General features: G+C 67.5%; 13 protein-coding genes. 3 read left to right on the top strand and 10 right to left on the bottom strand.

Annotation, left to right across the window (positions count from 1 at the left end; translation table 11 throughout):
- Nucleotides 1-95 precede the first annotated feature (95 nt).
- Nucleotides 96-1,517, top strand: a complete 1,422-nt coding sequence (locus ACM0PB_RS18875) for a M28 family peptidase (RefSeq protein WP_065179503.1) — start codon at nt 96-98, stop codon at nt 1,515-1,517.
- A 142-nt stretch (nt 1,518-1,659) separates the two neighbouring features.
- On the opposite strand, the gene ACM0PB_RS18880 is transcribed toward ACM0PB_RS18875, so the two are convergent.
- The 10 genes from ACM0PB_RS18880 to ACM0PB_RS18925 all read right to left on the bottom strand — a co-directional run bounded on the left by ACM0PB_RS18880 (nt 1,660) and on the right by ACM0PB_RS18925 (nt 16,052).
- A complete protein-coding gene (locus tag ACM0PB_RS18880; protein ID WP_065179504.1) occupies nt 1,660-3,111 on the bottom strand; it encodes an alanine/glycine:cation symporter family protein in 1,452 nt (483 codons plus the stop codon).
- Between the two features lie 10 nt (nt 3,112-3,121).
- A complete protein-coding gene (locus ACM0PB_RS18885; protein WP_065179505.1) occupies nt 3,122-4,108 on the bottom strand; it encodes a hypothetical protein in 987 nt (328 codons plus the stop codon).
- A 182-nt stretch (nt 4,109-4,290) separates the two neighbouring features.
- The gene (locus ACM0PB_RS18890; protein ID WP_005418814.1) at nt 4,291-5,124 is read right to left on the bottom strand and encodes a TrmH family RNA methyltransferase; all 834 of its coding nucleotides are present in this window, start codon (nt 5,122-5,124) and stop codon (nt 4,291-4,293) included.
- The gene (locus ACM0PB_RS18895; protein ID WP_005418815.1) at nt 5,125-6,633 is read right to left on the bottom strand and encodes an alanine/glycine:cation symporter family protein; all 1,509 of its coding nucleotides are present in this window, start codon (nt 6,631-6,633) and stop codon (nt 5,125-5,127) included. It abuts the gene before it with no gap.
- 178 nt (nt 6,634-6,811) lie between these two features.
- Nucleotides 6,812-7,396 (bottom strand): GNAT family N-acetyltransferase, encoded by a 585-nt coding sequence (locus ACM0PB_RS18900; protein ID WP_065179506.1) that lies wholly within the window; start codon nt 7,394-7,396, stop codon nt 6,812-6,814.
- Entirely contained in the window at nt 7,389-10,514 is a 3,126-nt protein-coding gene (locus ACM0PB_RS18905) for an efflux RND transporter permease subunit (protein ID WP_005418827.1), read from the bottom strand. Before ACM0PB_RS18905 ends, ACM0PB_RS18900 begins: the two co-directional genes overlap by 8 nt.
- A complete protein-coding gene (locus tag ACM0PB_RS18910) occupies nt 10,511-11,617 on the bottom strand; it encodes an efflux RND transporter periplasmic adaptor subunit (RefSeq protein WP_111128032.1) in 1,107 nt (368 codons plus the stop codon). Before ACM0PB_RS18910 ends, ACM0PB_RS18905 begins: the two co-directional genes overlap by 4 nt.
- 273 nt (nt 11,618-11,890) lie before the next feature.
- A complete protein-coding gene (locus ACM0PB_RS18915) occupies nt 11,891-13,954 on the bottom strand; it encodes a TonB-dependent copper receptor (RefSeq protein ID WP_065179508.1) in 2,064 nt (687 codons plus the stop codon).
- Nucleotides 13,955-14,026: 72 nt separating this feature from the next.
- Entirely contained in the window at nt 14,027-14,446 is a 420-nt protein-coding gene (locus ACM0PB_RS18920) for a DUF2946 family protein (RefSeq protein ID WP_005418850.1), read from the bottom strand.
- 622 nt (nt 14,447-15,068) lie between these two features.
- A complete protein-coding gene (locus tag ACM0PB_RS18925) occupies nt 15,069-16,052 on the bottom strand; it encodes a LysR family transcriptional regulator (protein WP_065179510.1) in 984 nt (327 codons plus the stop codon).
- Between the two features lie 209 nt (nt 16,053-16,261).
- Here ACM0PB_RS18925 and cysK point away from each other — a divergent pair, with 209 nt between their 5' ends.
- On the top strand, nt 16,262-17,221 hold the full coding sequence (cysK, locus tag ACM0PB_RS18930; protein WP_061479314.1) for a cysteine synthase A: 960 nt from the start codon (nt 16,262-16,264) through the stop codon (nt 17,219-17,221).
- 210 nt (nt 17,222-17,431) lie between these two features.
- Nucleotides 17,432-18,031, top strand: a complete 600-nt coding sequence (locus ACM0PB_RS18935; protein WP_065185299.1) for an O-acetyl-ADP-ribose deacetylase — start codon at nt 17,432-17,434, stop codon at nt 18,029-18,031.
- Nucleotides 18,032-18,079 lie beyond the last annotated feature (48 nt).

Below are 18,079 nucleotides of genomic sequence, written 5' to 3' on the forward strand. Positions count from 1 at the left end.
GAAAACAGCGTTCGCGCCAGCCATGACCTCCCGCCCATGCGCCGGGCTGAACGACTGTTAAGCTCCAAGGCTTAGGTCCCTTCCCGGAGTTGTCCATGCGTCGCCGCGTCCTTGCCATCGCATCCTCCCTCGCCCTGCTGGCCGCCCCGGCCTTCGCGGCGCCGCACACCACTACCCTGCCCCCGGCGTCGCTGGCCACCGCCGCACAGCTGCGCGACCAGGCGCTGGCCGATGACACCGGCTGGAAGGTGGTCGAGTCGCTCACCACCGAGATCGGTCCGCGCATCGCCGGCAGCGAAGCCGACGCCCGCGCCGTGGCCTGGGCCGAAGCCAAGTTCAAGGCCCTCGGTTTCGACAAGGTGTGGAAGGAGCCGGTGACATTCCCGAAGTGGGAGCGGCGCAGTGAACACGCCGCCGTGACCGGCAGGAACCCGCAGCCGCTGCAGATCACTGCGCTGGGCGGCAGCCCAGGCGGCACCGTGGAAGCCGAGGTGGTGCGCTTCGCCGACCTGGCCGCGCTGCAGGCCGCACCGGCGGGTTCGCTGAAGGGCAAGATCGCCTTCGTCGATTACCAGATGCTGCCGTTCCGCGATGGCCGCGATTACGGCCGCGGCGGTGCGATCCGCAGCAAGGGGCCGTCCGAAGCGATCCGCAAGGGCGCGGTCGGTTTCCTCATGCGCTCGGCCGGTACCGACTCGCACCGCGTGCCGCACACCGGCATCACCCGTTTCGATGAGGGCCTGACCCCAGTGCCGTCGGCCGCGCTGTCGGTGCCCGATGCCGACCAGCTGGCCCGCCTGCTGGCGCGTGGCAGCACCACGGTGAAGATGGCATTGGATTGCGGTTGGGATGGCACCGCCACCTCCTACAACGTGATCGGCGAGATCACCGGCCGCAGCCTGCCGAAGGAAGTGGTGGTGATCGGCGGTCACCTGGATTCGTGGGACCTGGGCACTGGCGCGGTGGATGACGGCGCGGGCGTGGGCATCACCATGGCCGCCGGCCACCTGATCGGCCAGCTCAAGCAGGCACCGAAGCGCACCATCCGCGTGATCGCCTTCGCCAATGAGGAACAGGGGCTGTATGGCGGCAAGGCCTATGCCGAAGCGCACGCGAAGGACGTGGCCCTGCACCAGCTGGCCGCCGAGAGCGATTTCGGCGCAGGCCGCATCTACGCCTTCAATACCGGTTCGCCGAATCCGGACGGCTCGCGTGAAGCGACGAAGCAGATTGCCGAAGTGATGAAGCCGCTGGGCATCGAGTACCAGGCCGACAAGGGTGGCCCGGGCCCGGACGTCGGCCCACTGGCCGCCAAGGGCGGTGCGTGGGCGTGGCTGGCGCAGGATGGCTCGGACTACTTCCACCTGCACCACACCGCCGACGACACGCTGGACAAGATCGACCCGAAGGCACTGGCGCAGAACGTAGCCGCGTACACCGTGTTCGCCTACCTGGCGGCGGAAGCGGATGGCAGCTTCGGCAGCGAGGCCAAGGCGACCACGCCGCCGAACGAATGATGCTGTAGCGTCGGGCCATGCCCGGCGAGCGCAGCGGGAAAAGTGGTGGGGCGGCGGGCGGGGCCCCCCCCGCCCCCCCCCCACCGGGCAATGGCGTGGATCAGAGCCCTCGCCCTTGGCGAGGGCTCTGACCCCGATCCTGTCAGCCTTCCCACACGCTGGTGTTGCGCACGCCCAGCAGTTTCGGGTTGAACAGCGGATCCTTGCCGGCCTGGCGATGCTGCTCGTAGTCACGCAGCGCCGCCAAGGCCGGTTTCTGCAGCAGCAGGATGGCGATGATGTTCAACCAGCTCATCAGGCCGACGCCGATGTCACCCAGCGACCAGGCCACCGTTGCACTGTTCACCGCCGAGTACCCGGTCGCTGCCAGGAACAGCAGCTGGAAGCTGCCCATCACCCACGGCGTCGGCCGATCGCGGCACAGATAACTGACGTTGGTCTCGGCCATGTAGTACAGCGCGAGGATGGTGGTGAACGCGAACGGCAGGATCGCCAGCGCTACGAACGAACGGCCGAAGCCCGGGAGCGCGGATTCCACCGCATGCTGCACGAAGCGTGGCCCGGCCTCGACACCCGGCAGATTGCCCAGTAACAGGCGCGCCTCATCCGGAATGCCGTTCACCGCGGGGTCGTAGACGTTGTACAGGCCGGTGGACAGGATCAGGAAGGCGGTCGCACTGCACACCACCATCGTGTCGATGTAGACCGAGAACGACTGCACCAGGCCCTGCTTGACCGGATGCGAGACTTCCGCGGCGGCGGCCGGATGCGCACCACTGCCCATGCCGGCCTCGTTGGACAGCACGCCGCGACGCACGCCCCACTGGATAGCGGTACCGATCATCGCGCCGAACGCTGCGTCCACGCCGAATGCACTGCGCAGCACCAGCATGATCACCTCCGGCACCTTTTCCGCGTTGAGCACCATCACCAGCGCCGCAACCAGCAGGTAGGCCACGGCCATCAGCGGCACCACCCATTCGGCCACGCGCGCAATGCGCCGCACACCGCCGATGAGGATGGCACCCAGCACCACCAGCAGAACCGCGGTGGTGGTCATCACCGGGACGTCCCAGGCTTCGTTCACCGCGCTGGTGATCGCATTGGACTGGGTGCCAGCCAGCATCGCGCCCGCCAGCACCGTCACCAGTGCGAACAGCACTGCATACCAGCGTTGGCCGAGGCCTTTTTCGATGTAATACGCCGGGCCGCCCCGGTACTGCCCCTTGCCGTCGCGATCCTTGTAGATCTGCGCGAGCGTGGATTCGATGAAGGCACTGGATGCGCCAAGGAAGGCGACGATCCACATCCAGAAGATCGCGCCGGGGCCGCCGAAGGCGATGGCCATGGCGACGCCGGCGATGTTGCCGACGCCCACGCGGCTTGACAGCGAAATGGACAACGCCTGGAACGGCGACACGCCGGCATCGGAGCGCTCATGGCGGAACATCAGGCGCAGCATGTCCGGCAACGCACGCAACTGGATGAAGCGCGTGCGCACGCTGAAGTACAGGCCGGTGAGCAGGCACAGCACCACCAGGTAGGGACTCCAGACGACGCCAAGGATCGTGTTGACGATGGATTCGATGTTCATCGGCGGCCCCTCAGAAGAACATGCCCAAGGCAATCTGGGGGCTGACGATATGGCTGGTGTTGCGGCCCGCCACGCTGAACTCCACGCCGGCGATCAGGCCCAGCGTCGGGCTGAAGTGGTACTCCACGGCCGGCGCCAGGGTGACGCTGCGGCTGGCCGGGCGATGCTCTTCGATCCGTTCGATCGCACCGCTGCTGTTGCGTGCGAAGCCGCTGAGGCGCTGGCCTGTCTCGCGGCTGGCGGCCACCTCCATCACGCCCACCCAACGCGAATTGAAGCTGTACTCGGCGCCGACCGACAGGCCCAGCACCGACCCGCGGGAGATATGTCCCTGGAAGCTGTCATCGGTGCCGTAGACGCTGGTGCCGGATATGGCGGTGCGCGACGGTGCCGGCCCGGCACTGAGCTGGGCACGCCAGCGCACGGGGCGGTCATTGCCCAGCCACACGACCTGCTGCACGCCCAGCGCTGCAGTGGTGCGCTGAACGCCGTCGCCCTGCGCATCGAGCGGATTGCCGGCGATGCGATCGTGGCTGCCGGTGCTGAAACGCTGCACCAGCGCGACCGAGATGGCCGGACGGGTGCCATCGGCATTCGGCGCCTGCAGCAGGTACTGCAGCCGCGCGGTGGTGTCACCGGCACGGAAGCCGCTGCTGCGCGCACCGCCGGACTCCGAGCGCGATGCACTGAGATTGACCTGGCCCATCACCCGGTCGCTGAAGCCATAGATGATCGGCACCACCGTGGCCCATGCACCGCTACGTTGCCCACTGCGGCGGCGATGGCCGCCATCGTCGTAATGATCGCGACTGTCGATCCGCACCAGATAGGGTTCGATGTACCAGTTGCCCTGCGGCAGGCCGGCCGGATTGGGGGTGATCAGCGGGCCGGTGAAGTTGACACCGTCAAGACTGCGTTCGTCAGCCGCTGCGTGGGCACTGGCAAGGACGTTGGCCAGCACCAGCAATGCGACGAGGGTACGGCGAGGATGATGCATGACAGCCACTCCTGGACAGCATGGGATGGAATTCCACCCTGCGTCGCCAGAAGCGGCTGACCAATAAGGAAACTTTCAAAACATCATGCGTGCTTGACGCAATTGCCGGCCCCGGAAGGGGTCAGAGCCCTCGCCTGCGGCAAGGGATCCGACCCCGAACATGGCGAGCCGCTGGGGTCGGATCAGCCGCGACGGCTGGCCCATTGCGCCAGCAGTACCGCCGTGGCCGAGGCTACGTTCAGGCTCTCCACCGCGCCGCTGCCGGGAATCGAGACCTGCAGGTCGCACGCCCCCGCCAGGCTGCGGTCCATGCCCTCGCCTTCGGCACCCATCACATACACCAGGCGGGCCGGCAGCGAGCTGCGGAACACGTCATCACCGCCCTCGACCAGGGTCGCGGCCAGGCCGAAACCGGCTGCGCGCAATTGCGCCATTGCCTGATCGGTCTCCGGCAGCTGCACCAGCGGCACCGCTTCGGCACCGCCTTCGGCAACGCGCGCGGCGGCGCCGGACAGGGCCAGCGTGCTGCCGGCCGGCAACAGCAGCGCCTTGGCACCGAAGTGCGCGGCCGAGCGCAGGATCGCGCCGAGGTTGTGCGGGTTGCCCACGCCATCGAGCCACAGTGCCAGCGCCGGGGCCTCGCCGACCTGCTCCAGCCACTGCGCCAGCGGCAGTGCAGGTGCACGCAGCACATCAGCCACCACCCCTTCGTGATGGGTGGTGCCGGCGAGCTTGTTCAGATCGCCATCCTCGACCACGCGGTAGCCCACGCGGTTGGCAACGCACCACTTCAACAGCGGCTGCAGGCGCGGGATGCGTGCTTCCAGCAGGTACAGCTTGCGCAGCGCCTGCGGCCGCGCTTCGAACGCAGCCAGCACGGCATTCAGGCCGTACAGACGCAGCTCATCGCTGCCACCGCGCCCACCACCGCCCGTGGCCGGCACCTCCGGGCGCGGCAACGGCGTTGCGCGCGGCGGACGGGCGGACGGGCGGCGGTTGTTCCAAGGGTTGTTCACTTACACACTCTCCTGCTTGCGCTGGCGCCAGAAATCGGCGTTCTTGATGCCCAGGGCATCAGGGTCGAACACCGGATCCAGGCCCAGCTTCTTCTGTCGTTCGTAGTCACGCAGGGCCAGCATCGCCGGCTTCTGGATGATGAGGATGGCGATGATGTTCAGCCAGGCCATCAGGCCGACGCCGATGTCGCCCAGCGCCCAGGCCAGGGTGGCATTGTGGAACGCGCCGAACACCACCATGCCGATGATGCCCAGGCGCAGCAGCAGCACGGTCAGCGGCCGCTTCCTGTTGTGGTTCACATAGCTGAGGTTGGTCTCGGCCATGTAGTAGTACGCCATGATGGTGGTGAAGGCGAAGAAGAAGATGGCCACCGATACGAACGCCGAACCCCAGCCCGGCAGCACCGCTTCCACGCCGGCCTGGGCGTAACCGGCGCCTTCCGGAATGCCGGCCAGGCCCTGGAAGATCGGCGCGGCGCCCTCCACCGGCGAGTACACGTTGTAGGTACCGCTGGCCAGGATCAGGAACGCGGTGGCGGTGCACACCATCATGGTGTCGAAGTAGATCGCGAAGGCCTGCACATAGCCCTGCTTGGCCGGATGCGAGACTTCCGAGGCGGCCGCCGCGTGCGGGCCCGAGCCCTGGCCGGCTTCGTTGGCGTAGATGCCGCGCTTGATGCCCCACTCCACGGCCAGGCCCATCATCGCGCCGAACGCGGCATGCGTGCCGAAGGCGCTCTTGAAGATGATGCCGAACATTTCCGGCACGCGGTCGTAGTTGATGATCATGATGATGATGGCCATCAGGATGAAACCGGCAGCCATGAACGGCACCACCACCTCGGCGAAGTTGGCGATGCGCTTGACGCCACCGAAGATCACCACGCCCAGCAGCAGCGCCACCACGATGCCGATCCCCAGCTTCAGCGCCTGCACCGATTCCATGCCGAAGGCCTGGCCATCGAGCGGACCGCACAGCGCGGTGCCACGGCAGGCGTTGATGATGCTGTCGGCGATGGCGTTGGCCTGCACGCCCGGCATCAGGAAGCCTGCGGCGATGATCGTGGCGATGGCGAAGGCCAGCGCGTACCACTTCAGGCCCATGGCTTTTTCGATGTAGTACGCCGGGCCACCGCGATAGCGGCCTTCGGCGTCCTTGGTCTTGTAGATCTGCGCCAGGGTGCATTCCACGTACGAGGTGGACGCGCCGAGGAAGCCCATCACCCACATCCAGAAGATCGCACCGGGACCGCCGAATGCGATGGCGGTGGCCACACCGGCGATGTTGCCGATACCCATGCGGCCGGCCATCGACATGGCCAGCGCCTGGAACGAGGACACACCGGCGTCGGATTTCTCACCCTTGACGGTGAGGCGGCACATCTCGAGGAACCCCCGGATCTGCATGAAGCGCGTGCGCAGGCTGAAGAACAGGCCGGCGCCCAGGCACACGAAGATCAGTGCCTTGCTCCAGATGATGCTGTTGATGAAGTGTACGGTTGCTTCCACGCGCGCTCTCTCCAGTCGGCGGGTTGTAAGGACGTCCCGTCGGCTGGAGGGGACCGGTCGATTCTCCCTGATCGAAGGCCGCTGCGGTAGCGCCATTGGTCGCGCCGGGCCATGACCGGAGAGCGGAGAAGGGGTCAGATCCCTTTTCCACTGGAAAAGGGATCTGACCCCGGGCCGTTCAGGGCAGCTGCGTGCGCACCCGGGCGAAACGGCGCAGGTCGTGCAACACGCCGCGCTTGTAGACCGCACAGCGCTCCACGCCCTCTTCCTGGAAGCCGTTCTTCTCCAGCACCCGGGCCGAGCCGAGGTTGAAGTCGACCACGGTGGCCTGCAGCCTGAACAGGCGCAGCTCATCCATCACCCACGGGGCGAACAGGCCGACCACGCGGGTCATCAGGCCGTGCCCCCAATAGGCCCGGCCCAGCCAGTAACCCAGTTCGGCGGTATGCCCACGCTCGGCCAGCCCCTGTTGGGCACCGACGCTGCCACAGGCCTGGCCGTCGATCTCGATGGCCAGGTTCAGGGTGCTGGGGGCCAGTACGCGGCCCGCGAGGAAGGCCTCGCCATCCTCGCGCGTGTACGGATACGGGAAGCGGTCGCGCAGGCCGCGCGACACCTCGGCGTCGTTGGCGTGGCGCAGCAGGGATTCCAGGTCGCCGGGCTGCCACGGGCGCAGAGTGAAGCCTTCGCCCTGCAGTGGTGGGGTCAGAGCCCTTTCCCCTTGGGAAAGGGATCCGACCCCGTCGACAGGCCGGTCAGGCATGACCACCCACCGACGGCGATTCCGCTTCCTGCTTCTCCAGCTCGCGCTTCACCGCTTCCGGCGAACGGGTGTACGGCGCCAGCCGCGCGTAGAACGCCGGCACCACGAACAGCGACAGGAAGGTCGAGAGGGTCACACCGAAGATGATCACGATGCCGATCGTGCCACGGCTGGCCGAACCAGGACCACCGGCGACCACCAGCGGGATCGCGCCGACCACGGTGGCGATCGAGGTCATCAGGATCGGGCGCAGGCGCACCATCGCCGACTCGATGATCGCCTCGCGCACGCTGCGCCCATCGTCGCGCAGCTGGTTGGCGAATTCGACGATGAGGATGCCGTTCTTCGCGGCAAGGCCGACCAGCATCACGATGCCGATCTGGCTGAACAGGTTCACGGTACCGCCACTCACCCACAACCCGACCAGCGCGCCGAGTACGCCCAGCGGCACGGTCAGCATGATGGTGAGCGGATGGATGAAGCTCTCGAACTGCGCCGCCAGCACCAGGTACACCACCAGCAGCGCCATCGCGAAGGTCAGCAGCACCGCGCCGCCGGCGCTCTGGTACTCGCGCGATTCGCCCTTCCAGTTCACCTGCGCGTACTGCGGCAGCTCTTCCTGGGCTACGTTCTGTGCCCAGGCAATGGCTTCGCCCAGCGGATAACCGGGCGCCAGGCCGGCACTGATGGTGATCGAGCGCAGTCGGTTGAAGCGGTTCAGGGTGCCGGCCTCGGCCACTTCACTCAGCGTGACCAGGTTGGACAGCGGCACCAGCTCGCCGGAGTTGGCGCGCACGCGGATCGCGGCCAGGTCGGCCGGGCTGGCACGACCATCGCGACCGGCCTGCACCAGCACGTCGTACTCCTCGCCGTTGTCGACGAAGGTGGTGACGCGACGCGAGCCCATCATGGTTTCCAGCGCCGAACCGATCGCGGTGACCGGCACGCCGAGATCGGCCGCACGCTGGCGGTCAATGTTCACCCGCATCTGCGGCCGGGTTTCCTTGTAATCGGAATCGGGGCCGACCAGGCCGGGATTGTCGGCCATGCGCAGCAGGATGCGGTCGCGCCACTGCGCGATCTCGGCATATTCCGGGCCGCCCAGCACGATCTGGAACGGTTGGCCGCCGCTGCGCACCAGGCCACCACCCACCTGCGTGCGTACGCGCACGCCGCGGATGGTATCCAGTTCCTTCTGCAGTTCGTTGGCGACTTCGGGCGTACCCTCGCTGCGCTGGCGCCACGGCTGCAGGAAGATGCTGACGCGGCCGGTATGCATTTCCTCGCTGGCGCCCCAGCCGCCCGGCACGCGGGGGTTGGCACGCACGATCGGCTTGTCCGGGCCGACATGCGGTGCCAGCAGCGCTTCCACCTGCTGCACCTGCTGCACGGTGTAGTCGTAGCCGGCGCCTTCCGGGCCGTCGATCATGATCTGGAACGAACCACGGTCTTCGGCTGGCGCCAGTTCCGACGGCAGCAGCTTGAGCAGGCCCCAGCTGGCGGCCAGCGCAGCCACCATCACCAGCAGGTAGATCCAGGTGCGGTCGACATGGTGATCGAGAACCCGCCCATAGGCACCCGCAAGGCGTTCCAGGTTGCGGTTGATGAAGCCGTGCAGGCCTCGCGGGGCCTGCCCGGTATGCGGCTTGAGCAGCTTGGAAGCCATCATCGGCGTCAGTGTGAGCGCAACGAACGCGGACAACGCCACGGCAGCGGCCAGCGCCACGGCCAGTTCGCGGAACAGTCGCCCGGTGTTGCCCTCCAGGAAGCCGACCGGCAGGAACACCGCCACCAGCACGGCAGTGGTGGCGATCACCGCGAAGGCGACCTGCGCGGTGCCGCGCTTGGAGGCCACCAGCGGTGGTTCGCCCAGGTCGATGCGGCGCTGCACGTTTTCCACCACCACGATCGCATCGTCCACCACCAGGCCGATGCACAGCACCAGCGCCAGCAGGGTCAGCAGGTTGATCGAGAAGTCGAACGCATACAGCGCGATGAACGCCGCCACCAGGCAGACCGGCACCGTCACCGCCGGAATCAACGCGGCGCGGAAGCTGCCGAGGAAGAGCCAGATCACCGCCAGCACCAGGATCATCGCTTCCACCAGGGTGGCGTAGACGCGGTCCACTGCAGCTTCGATGAAGGTGGTGTTGTCGAAGGCGACGAAGATCTGCGTGCCCTTGGGCAGGGTCAGCGCCACCCGCTCGGCCTCAGCGCGCGCAGTGCGTGCCACGTCCAGCGAGTTGGCGGTGGAGGTCTTGACGATGCCCAGGCCGATGCCGGGCTCGCCGTTGCTGCGGTAGTACGCGCGGCGTTCGGCCGAGGCCAGCTCGATCTTCGCCACGTCGCCCATGCGCACCACGTAGCCGTCGCGGCCCTTGCCCAGCGGGATGGTCGCGAAATCCTCGGGCTTGATGTAGTTGCGTTCCACGCGCAGGGTGAAATCGCGGTCGGTCGACTCGATGCGGCCGGCCGGCAGCTCGACGTTCTCGTTGCGCAGTGCGGTTTCCACGTCGCCGGTGGTCAGCCCGCGCGCGGCCAGCTGGTCACGGTCCAGCCAGATCCGCATCGCATAGCGCTGGCGGCCGCCGATGCGGACCTGGGCCACGCCATCGAGGCTGGAGAAACGATCGACCACGTAGCGGTCGGCATAGTCGCTCAACTCCAGCGTGTCCATGGTCGAGGACACCATGTTGAACCAGATGATCGGGTCGGCATCGCTCTCGACCTTGGCAATCTCTGGTGGCCGCGCCTCTTCCGGCATGCGGTCGGCGACGCGGCTGACCGCATCGCGCACGTCGTTGGCCGCCGCTTCGATATCACGGTTGGAGGTGAACTCGATGCTGACCTGCGAGCGGCCGTTGGTGCTACGCGCGTTGATCGTATCGATGCCTTCGATGCCAGCCAGCGCATCTTCCAGCACCTGGGTGATGCGGCTTTCGATGACCGCCGCCGACGCGCCGGTGTAGTCCACCGACACCGAAACGATCGGAGGGTCGATGGCGGGCAGTTCGCGCAGGGTCAGGCGGGTGAAGGACATCACGCCCAGCACCAGCAGCAACAGGCTCATCACCACGGCGAACACCGGCCGCTGGATGGAGATGTCGGACAGCTTCATCCGCCGTGGCCCTCGGTCGCGACCGGCGCCGGCGCGTCAGCCGGTTTGGCGCCAGAGGCCGGTGCGGCGTCCTTCGCAGCGACCTTCAGGCCCGGGCGCAGCTTGCCGGTGCCATCGACCACGATGCGCTGGCCTGCTTCCAGGCCCTGCCGGATCTCGACCACGCCGGCACGGCGCGCGCCGGTTACCACGTCCACCCGCTCGACGCTGTCGTCGGCCTTGATGCGGTACACGAAGGTATCGCGGCCGACCTGTACCACGGCGATTTCCGGGACCACCAGCGCCGGGCGCTCGGGGCGGAACAGGCGCACGTCCAGCAGCATGCCCGGGCGCAATGCGTGGTCGCCATTGGCGAAATCGGCGCGCACGGTCACCGCACGGGTGGCCGGATCGATGCGCGCATCGATGGTGCTGACCACGCCCTCGAAGGTGCGACCCGGCCAGGCCACGCTGGTGGCACTGACCTTGTCACCAACGCCCAGCGCAGCCAGCTCCACTTCCGGCACCTGGAAATCGACATGCATGTGCTCGATGTCGTCGAGCGTGGCGATGACCGTGGTCGGGGTCAGCAGCGATCCCGGACTGACCTGGCGGATGCCAAGCACACCGGCAAAGGGCGCACGCACACGGCGGTCGCCAATGTCTGCCTGCATCTGCATCACGCGCGCCTCGGCGGCGTCGCGGATCGACTTCTGCGTATCCAGCGTGGCGCTGGACACCAGCCGCTGGGCGGCCAGTTCGCGCTGGCGCTTGTACAGCTGATCGGCTTCATGGAAAGTGGCCTGCGCCTGCACCAGTGCGGCTTCCTGGGCCTGCCCGCGCAGCGTCACGATCGGCGCACCGGCGGCAATGTGCTGGCCGCTCTCGAAGTGCACTTTCTCGACGATCTCGCTGACTTTGGCAGTGACGCTGATCGACTCGCGCGCCTTGGCCGTGCCCAGTGCCTGCAGGGTGTCGTTCCACTGCGTGGGCTGCACGACCTGCGCGGTGACCGGCACCGCCTCGCCCTGCCGACGTGCGGCGGCCTCCTGTTTGCCTGCGCACCCGGCCAGCACGGCCAGGCTGAGGCCGAGGGCCAGGGTCGAAGCGATACGAGCCAACATGAACGGTCCTGATTGATCCACGGCCGCCGAGTGTAGGCAAGTGCCCATAAAAGCGGTATGTGCCAAGCGTTTACCGGCGTGGAACCTAGGCTGCGATAGCGCCTTGAACCCGTTCCGTGCAAGGCTGCCATGGGCAGTGTCGGCGTGTGTCGGGGTGTATCCAGTGGTGCACCACCGCGGCCGTCATCGTAGAGTCGAACCTGCCCGACCGAGGGCGTCGGGCGGGGACGGATCCTGGCGGGGATCCGGCCCCGTTTTTTTATGCCCGGCGGATCAATACCGGTAGTTCAACTTCATCCACACGCTCCGCCCCGGCTCGTTGATCCGCACCGGGTCGGCCGGGAAGCCGAAGTCGGCGCTGCCGGCCAGGTTCAGGTGCTCGCTGTAGGCGCGGTCGAACAAGTTGTCGACGCCGGCGCTGAGCTGCAGCTGCGAACTGAAACGGTACGCGGCATTGAGCGCGAAGGTGGCAAACCCGGCGCTCGGCCCGAGGTCCTGCGCGACCACGTTGCCCTGTCCATCTGCGACACGATGCTGATGGGTCACCGCGCGCAGCAATGCGCCGGCACTCCAGCGCTGGCCCTCCCAGTTCGCGCTCAGGCGTGCTTCCAACGGCGGCATCTGCGGCAGCGGACGCTGCTGGTCGCGGTTCTCTCCCCAGGCATAGGCCAGCGTGCCGCCCAGCTTCCACTGCTCGGTCAGGCTCACTTCCAACCCGGCCTCGGCACCGGCAATGCGCGCCTCGACGTTGCTGGCCTGGCTCATGCCCATCATGCCGCTGCCGTGGTAGGTGAACAGGATGTAGTCCTGGATCTGCCCGGCATAGGCCGAGACCCAGGCCTGCACGCGCGGTCCCTTGTACTGCAGGCCCACGTCGAGCTGGGTGGTGCGCTCGGGCTGGATGCCGGCAAACGCGTTCATTGCACCGGCCGGTCCGTGGTCGGGCGAGAACAGCTCCCAGTAGTCGGGCATGCGTTCGCTGTGGCCGAGGCCGGCGTACCAGGTCAGGCCGTCGGCCAGGTCCTGCTCGTAGCGCAGGAAGCCACTGCCGAGCCACGCCTTGCGCTTTTGCTCGGCCGTTGGGTTGGGCCGGCTGCCCATCATTCCACGGATCGACTGCCGCTCATCACGCACGCTGGCACGATCGATGCGCAGGCCGCTGATCCAGCGCTGATCGGTGCCGGCGCCGAGGGTCAACTCGGTGAAAACGCCATAGCGGCGGAAGCTGGCATCGGTCTGCCACGCCGCCTGGCGATAGGTGCCCCGGCCCATGCCCATTCGCCCACGATGGCGGCTGTCCTCGCCATCCACACCCGCCACCAGTTGCACGTCCTGCCAGCGCCACTCGGAACTGACCCGGCCGCCCTGGGTGCGTCGGTCCACGTTCGATGCCATCGGCATCGGCATCATGCTGTGCGGATTCGGCGTTCGCAGCGTGTAGTTGTCCATCACGTGGTCGGCCTCGTTGTAGTACACGTTGGCCTGCACTGTGTCCCAGGCACCCGGCAGATTGCGCTTCTCGAAGCGCGCGGCGTAGCTGGTGCGTTCGAACGCGGCACCGTCCATGCCGCGCCCCGCGTAGCGTGCGATCGCATCGCCGGCACCGGCAGAAATTTCCAGCAGCGTGTCGGCATCCGGCGTCCAGCCGATCGCCACGTCACCGTTCCACTTGCGCCACTTCGATGGCACCACATCGCCGTTGCCGTCCTTGTAGTCATCGGCTTCGGAACGGTTGCCGCTGGCGCGCACATAGCCGGTCGGGTTGCCCAGGGTCAGGTCCAGCACCTGGTCGTTGCGGTTGCGCGAACCGACCAGCGTACTGGCATCGGCACGCAGGCCCGGTTCCTCGAAGCGCGGTGTATCGCGTTCGAAGCGCACGGTGCCGGCCGAGGCACCTGCCCCCCAGCGCACGCTCTGCGGGCCCTTGATGATGGTCAGGCGGTCGAAGCTCTCCGGTGCGATGTAGGACAGCGGGTTGTCCATGCGCGAGGGGCAGGCGCCGATCAGGTTGCCGTCATTGCTGAGGATGTTCAGGCGCGAACCCAACATGCCGCGCAGCACCGGGTCACCGTTGGTGCCGCCGTTGCGGATGGCGGAGAAGCCAGGAACGGTCTTCAGGTAATCGGCGCCGTCACTGGCAGGGACCGGCTGCCGCGGCAGGCGTGGATCGGTCACCCAGTGCAGTGGCGACGAAGGCGCGGCGGCGGTGACCACCAGCGTATCGAGAGTGCGCGCCTCTTCGGCGGGCGCGGCATGGGCGAGCGTTGCAGCTGCGGCCAGGCCAAGGGCAACCGGCAGGCGCACGCAGGCGCCCGCGGGGCGGGAAGTCATTTTCATCGGAACAGCTCCAAGGTACGCACGCGCGCACGGCGCCCGGTCAGGCGTCGTGCGGCAGATTCGACAGGAAAATCAGCGGACGATGGAGGCGCGCGGTGGCCCACGCGCGGCGTGTGCCGGCCAGCGCAGTGCCGGTAGTACCTGCTGTGACCACGGGAATACCAGCCGCGGCCGCCACAGCAGTGGCAACAGCAGCACCAGTACAGCCAGCCACGGCAGCAGGCGCATGGCCAGCACGCAGTATTCGCAGGCTTCGCCATGCATGGCGTGGGGATCGGCCGGTGGGGTCGGACTCCGTTGCCCGTGCAGAGGGCTCTGACCCACTGCGGCAGCGTCGTGGTGCATGTGCGCGTGGTCCATGCCTGCCATCGCCGCGTGGTCCATCGGCGGCGCCTGCAGCGCGCGGCTGACCAGTGGCGCAAGCACCATCAGCAGCGTCGCCAGGACGGCGAGCTGCAGCAGGAGGCGCTGCGGGCGGGACAGGCGGGTCACCCCGCTAGTGTAGAGGCGGGTCCAGGGTTGCCCGTGCGACGAACCGTCGCAGGCGTTTGCGACACCCCGTCGCGGGGGTGTTCGGCAGGGCTGCGCCCTGCACCTGCAGAGACCACGTCCACGGCAAGAGCCCAAGCAACAGCAAAAGCAAAAGCGGTTTCCTGTGGGTAGGCGGGGTGGGTCCGGTTGCGGGGGACGCCGTAAATACGTCCATGCAGGCTCGGCTCACGCCCCCGCAACCGGACCCACCCCGCCTTCGACAGTCTTCTGCGGTCTGTTGAAACGGCTCTTGGGGTCAGATCCGTTTTCCGCAGGAAAACGGATCTGACCCCAGATGCATTTCCATATCTGACAGATTTCATCCACGCATGGCGTGGATCTACCGTGTCGACCAAGGTCGACACCTACCAACAGCCATCGGAATCTGTCAGAGGCGGGGCGGTGTGGGCAGGCAGGACCGTTGGCGCCATGGATGGCGCCATCGAGCCCCCTGGGATGGGTTTACGGCGTGTCCTGCCTGCCCACACCGCCCCGCCGCCCCACGGAAGCCAGCAGTTGCTGTTGCTTCGGCTTTTGCCTTTGATTCGGCAGGTGCAGGGCTGCACGCCCTGCTCGACCCACCTCACACCGTGATGGTCTGGGTCAGCGACTCCCAGGTCGGTGGCACCGGCCACGCTGCGGCCTGGTTTCCATCCAGCACCCGCCGCAGGTCGCGCGGATCAATCTGTGGGGCCAGCACGTGCACCAGCTCCAGCGCGTAATCACGCAGCACGCGGTCGCGCGGCAACACCGCCCAGGCGATGCACTCGCTGATCGGATCCGGCGCCGGCCACGACCTCAGGTCTTCGTCATTGGAACTGACCGCCATCTCGGCCAGCAGGCCTACGCCCAGGCCCGTGCGCACGTAGGTCTTGATCAGGTCGGCATCGAGCGCGGTCAGCGCCAGGTCGGACACCAGCCCATTGGCGGCGAAGGCGCGTTGCAGGGAAGAGTTCGGTCGGGTCGAGGATTCGTAGCTGATCAACGGCTGGCGGGCCAGCGCGGCCAGGTCCGGTGCGCGGCCGGCGCGGTCCAACGGGTGGCCCTTGGGTACCACCACCAGGCGCCGCCAGCGGAACAGCGGCACTGCGATGCCGTCGGTTGGCTCACCGCCTGCGGTGCTGATGATGGCGATATCGGCGTCACCCTGGTTCAAGCGGTCCAGCGCGTCGGTTTCACCGGCCTGCTGCAGGTGCACGCTGACCTGCGGATAGGCCTGCTTGATCGCCGCCACCGCCGGCGGCAACACGAAGCGCGCCTGGGTGTGCGTGGTGGTCAGGATCAGCTGGCCCTGGCTTTCGCGCCGCTGGTTTGCCGCGTACGTACGGATGTTGTTGGCTTCGGCCAGCACTGCGCGGGCACGCGCGATGACTTCGGTTCCGGCCGGGGTAACCGACTCCAGGCTGCGCCCCTTGCGCACGAACAGCAGGAAGCCGAGCTCGTCCTCCAGCTGCTTGAGCTGCTTGGACAGGCCGGGCTGGGTGGCGTGCACACGCGAGGCGGCCAGCGTGATGTTCAGCTCGGCGTCGGCGATGGCTACCAGGTAGCGCAGCTGGGTCAGCGTCATGGGCAGGCAGGCGGCATGGGGCGGAAGTCCACTCTAGGGTCAATTGCCGTCACCAGCTTATAACCAAAGGTTGTTTAAGAAAGGTATCTGGTCATTTCCGGGCGTCATATGCCGGCGCTACGGTCAGCCGGCAGCCGCTGGCCTGAACGGCCAGCCCTCTCCCCTTCGCCCGCCGTGACCCGTCGCGGCCCCGTTTCCGGAGCGCTCCCATGGCCCTGTACGACTCCATCCTCGATACCGTCGGCAACACCCCCATCGTCAGGCTGCAGCGCCTGGCGCCGCCACAGGTCAGCGTCTACGCCAAGGTCGAGTCGTTCAACCCGGGCGGCTCGGTGAAGGACCGCCTGGCGCTGGCGATCATCCTCGATGCCGAAGCACGCGGCCTGCTCAAGCCGGGCGACACGATCGTGGAGGCCACCTCGGGCAACACCGGCGTAGCACTGGCGATGGTCGCCGCCGCGCGCGGCTACAAATTCGTGGCCACCATGGTCGAAACCTTCTCGGTCGAGCGCCGCAAGCTGATGCGTGCCTACGGCGCCAAGGTGATCCTGACCCCGGCCGCCGAGCGCGGCAGCGGCATGGTGCGCAGGGCGGCCGAGCTGGCCGAGCAGCACGGGTGGTTCCTGGCCAGCCAGTTCGCCAACCCGGCCAACCCGGCGTATCACCGCAACACCACCGCTGCCGAGATCCTGCGCGACTTCGCCGGCAAGCGGCTGGACTACTTCGTCAGCGGCTGGGGCACCGGCGGCACGCTCACTGGCGTAGGCGAAGTGCTGAAGGTGGCACGCCCGCAGACCCGCATCATCGCCACCGAACCGGCCGGCGCCGCCCTGCTCAAGGGGGATGACTGGAAGCCGCACAAGATCCAGGGCTGGACCCCGGACTTCGTGCCGGACGTGCTCAACCGCGACGTGGTGGATGAACTGGTCTCGGTCGAAGACGATCGTGCAATCGCCACCGCGCGTCGCCTGGCCGCCGAGGAAGGCATCTTCGTCGGCATCTCCGCCGGCGCCACCGTGGCCAGCGCGCTGGACATCGCTGCCCGCGCTGAACCGGGCTCGGTGATCCTTGCGATGCTGCCGGACACCGGTGAACGTTACTTCTCCACGCCGCTGTTCGCCGATGTGAACGAAGGATCCGACGACGACTGGCTGGCCGGCCTGCCGTAACAGCCGGGGTCAGAGCCTTTTCCGTTCGGAAAAGGATCCGGCTCCTTCCCGCTTCAGCCTGCGTGAAGGCGTCGCCCGCCATCGTGCGCGAAGGCCGTTGGATCGCAGCGCGTGAGACGGTCATGACGCAGCATCGATGCCCTGTCCCCTACCGTGGGAACAGCCGGCGCAGATGCTGCGCGGATCACCTCACAGGCAGGAGACGGACGCATGAAGATCGAGGTTTGGCAGGGCGACATCACGACCCTGGCGGTGGATGCGATCGTCAACGCGGCCAATGAAACGCTGCTCGGTGGCGGCGGTGTCGACGGCGCGATCCATCGTGCGGCCGGGCCCGCCTTGCGGGCCGAATGCGAGCAGTTGCCGGAGCTGCGCCCGGGCGTGCGTTGCCCGACGGGTGAAGTGCGCGCCACCGGTGCCCATGCGTTGCCGGCGCGCCATGTACTGCACACGGTAGGCCCGGTCTGGCACGACGGCCAGCGCGACGAACCGGCGTTGCTGGCCAACTGCTACTGGAAGTCACTGCAGCTGGCCGAATCACTGGGCGTGCACTCCATCGCCTTCCCGGCGATCAGCTGCGGCGTGTATGGCTACCCGTTGTACCAGGCCGCGCAGATCGCGGTCACCGAAACACTGGCCTGGCAGCGCAGCCATGCGCAACCGATGCGCATCGTGCTGGTGGCGTTCAATACCGCAACGGCCAAGGCCTACCAGCAGGCGTTGAGCGCCGCCGGGCAAAGTGCTGACAGCGAACCGCGTGGGTCGCTGCTGCCGCCGCTGGGCGATGCGGGCCTTGCCGCCGCGCACTGAACCGTGGTGCTTCAGGTAAAAGAAAAGGCCGGGCATTGCCCGGCCTTT

This window comes from Stenotrophomonas sp. AR029 (assembly GCF_047520695.2).
In the GTDB taxonomy this organism is placed as follows: Bacteria; Pseudomonadota; Gammaproteobacteria; order Xanthomonadales; family Xanthomonadaceae; genus Stenotrophomonas; species Stenotrophomonas sepilia.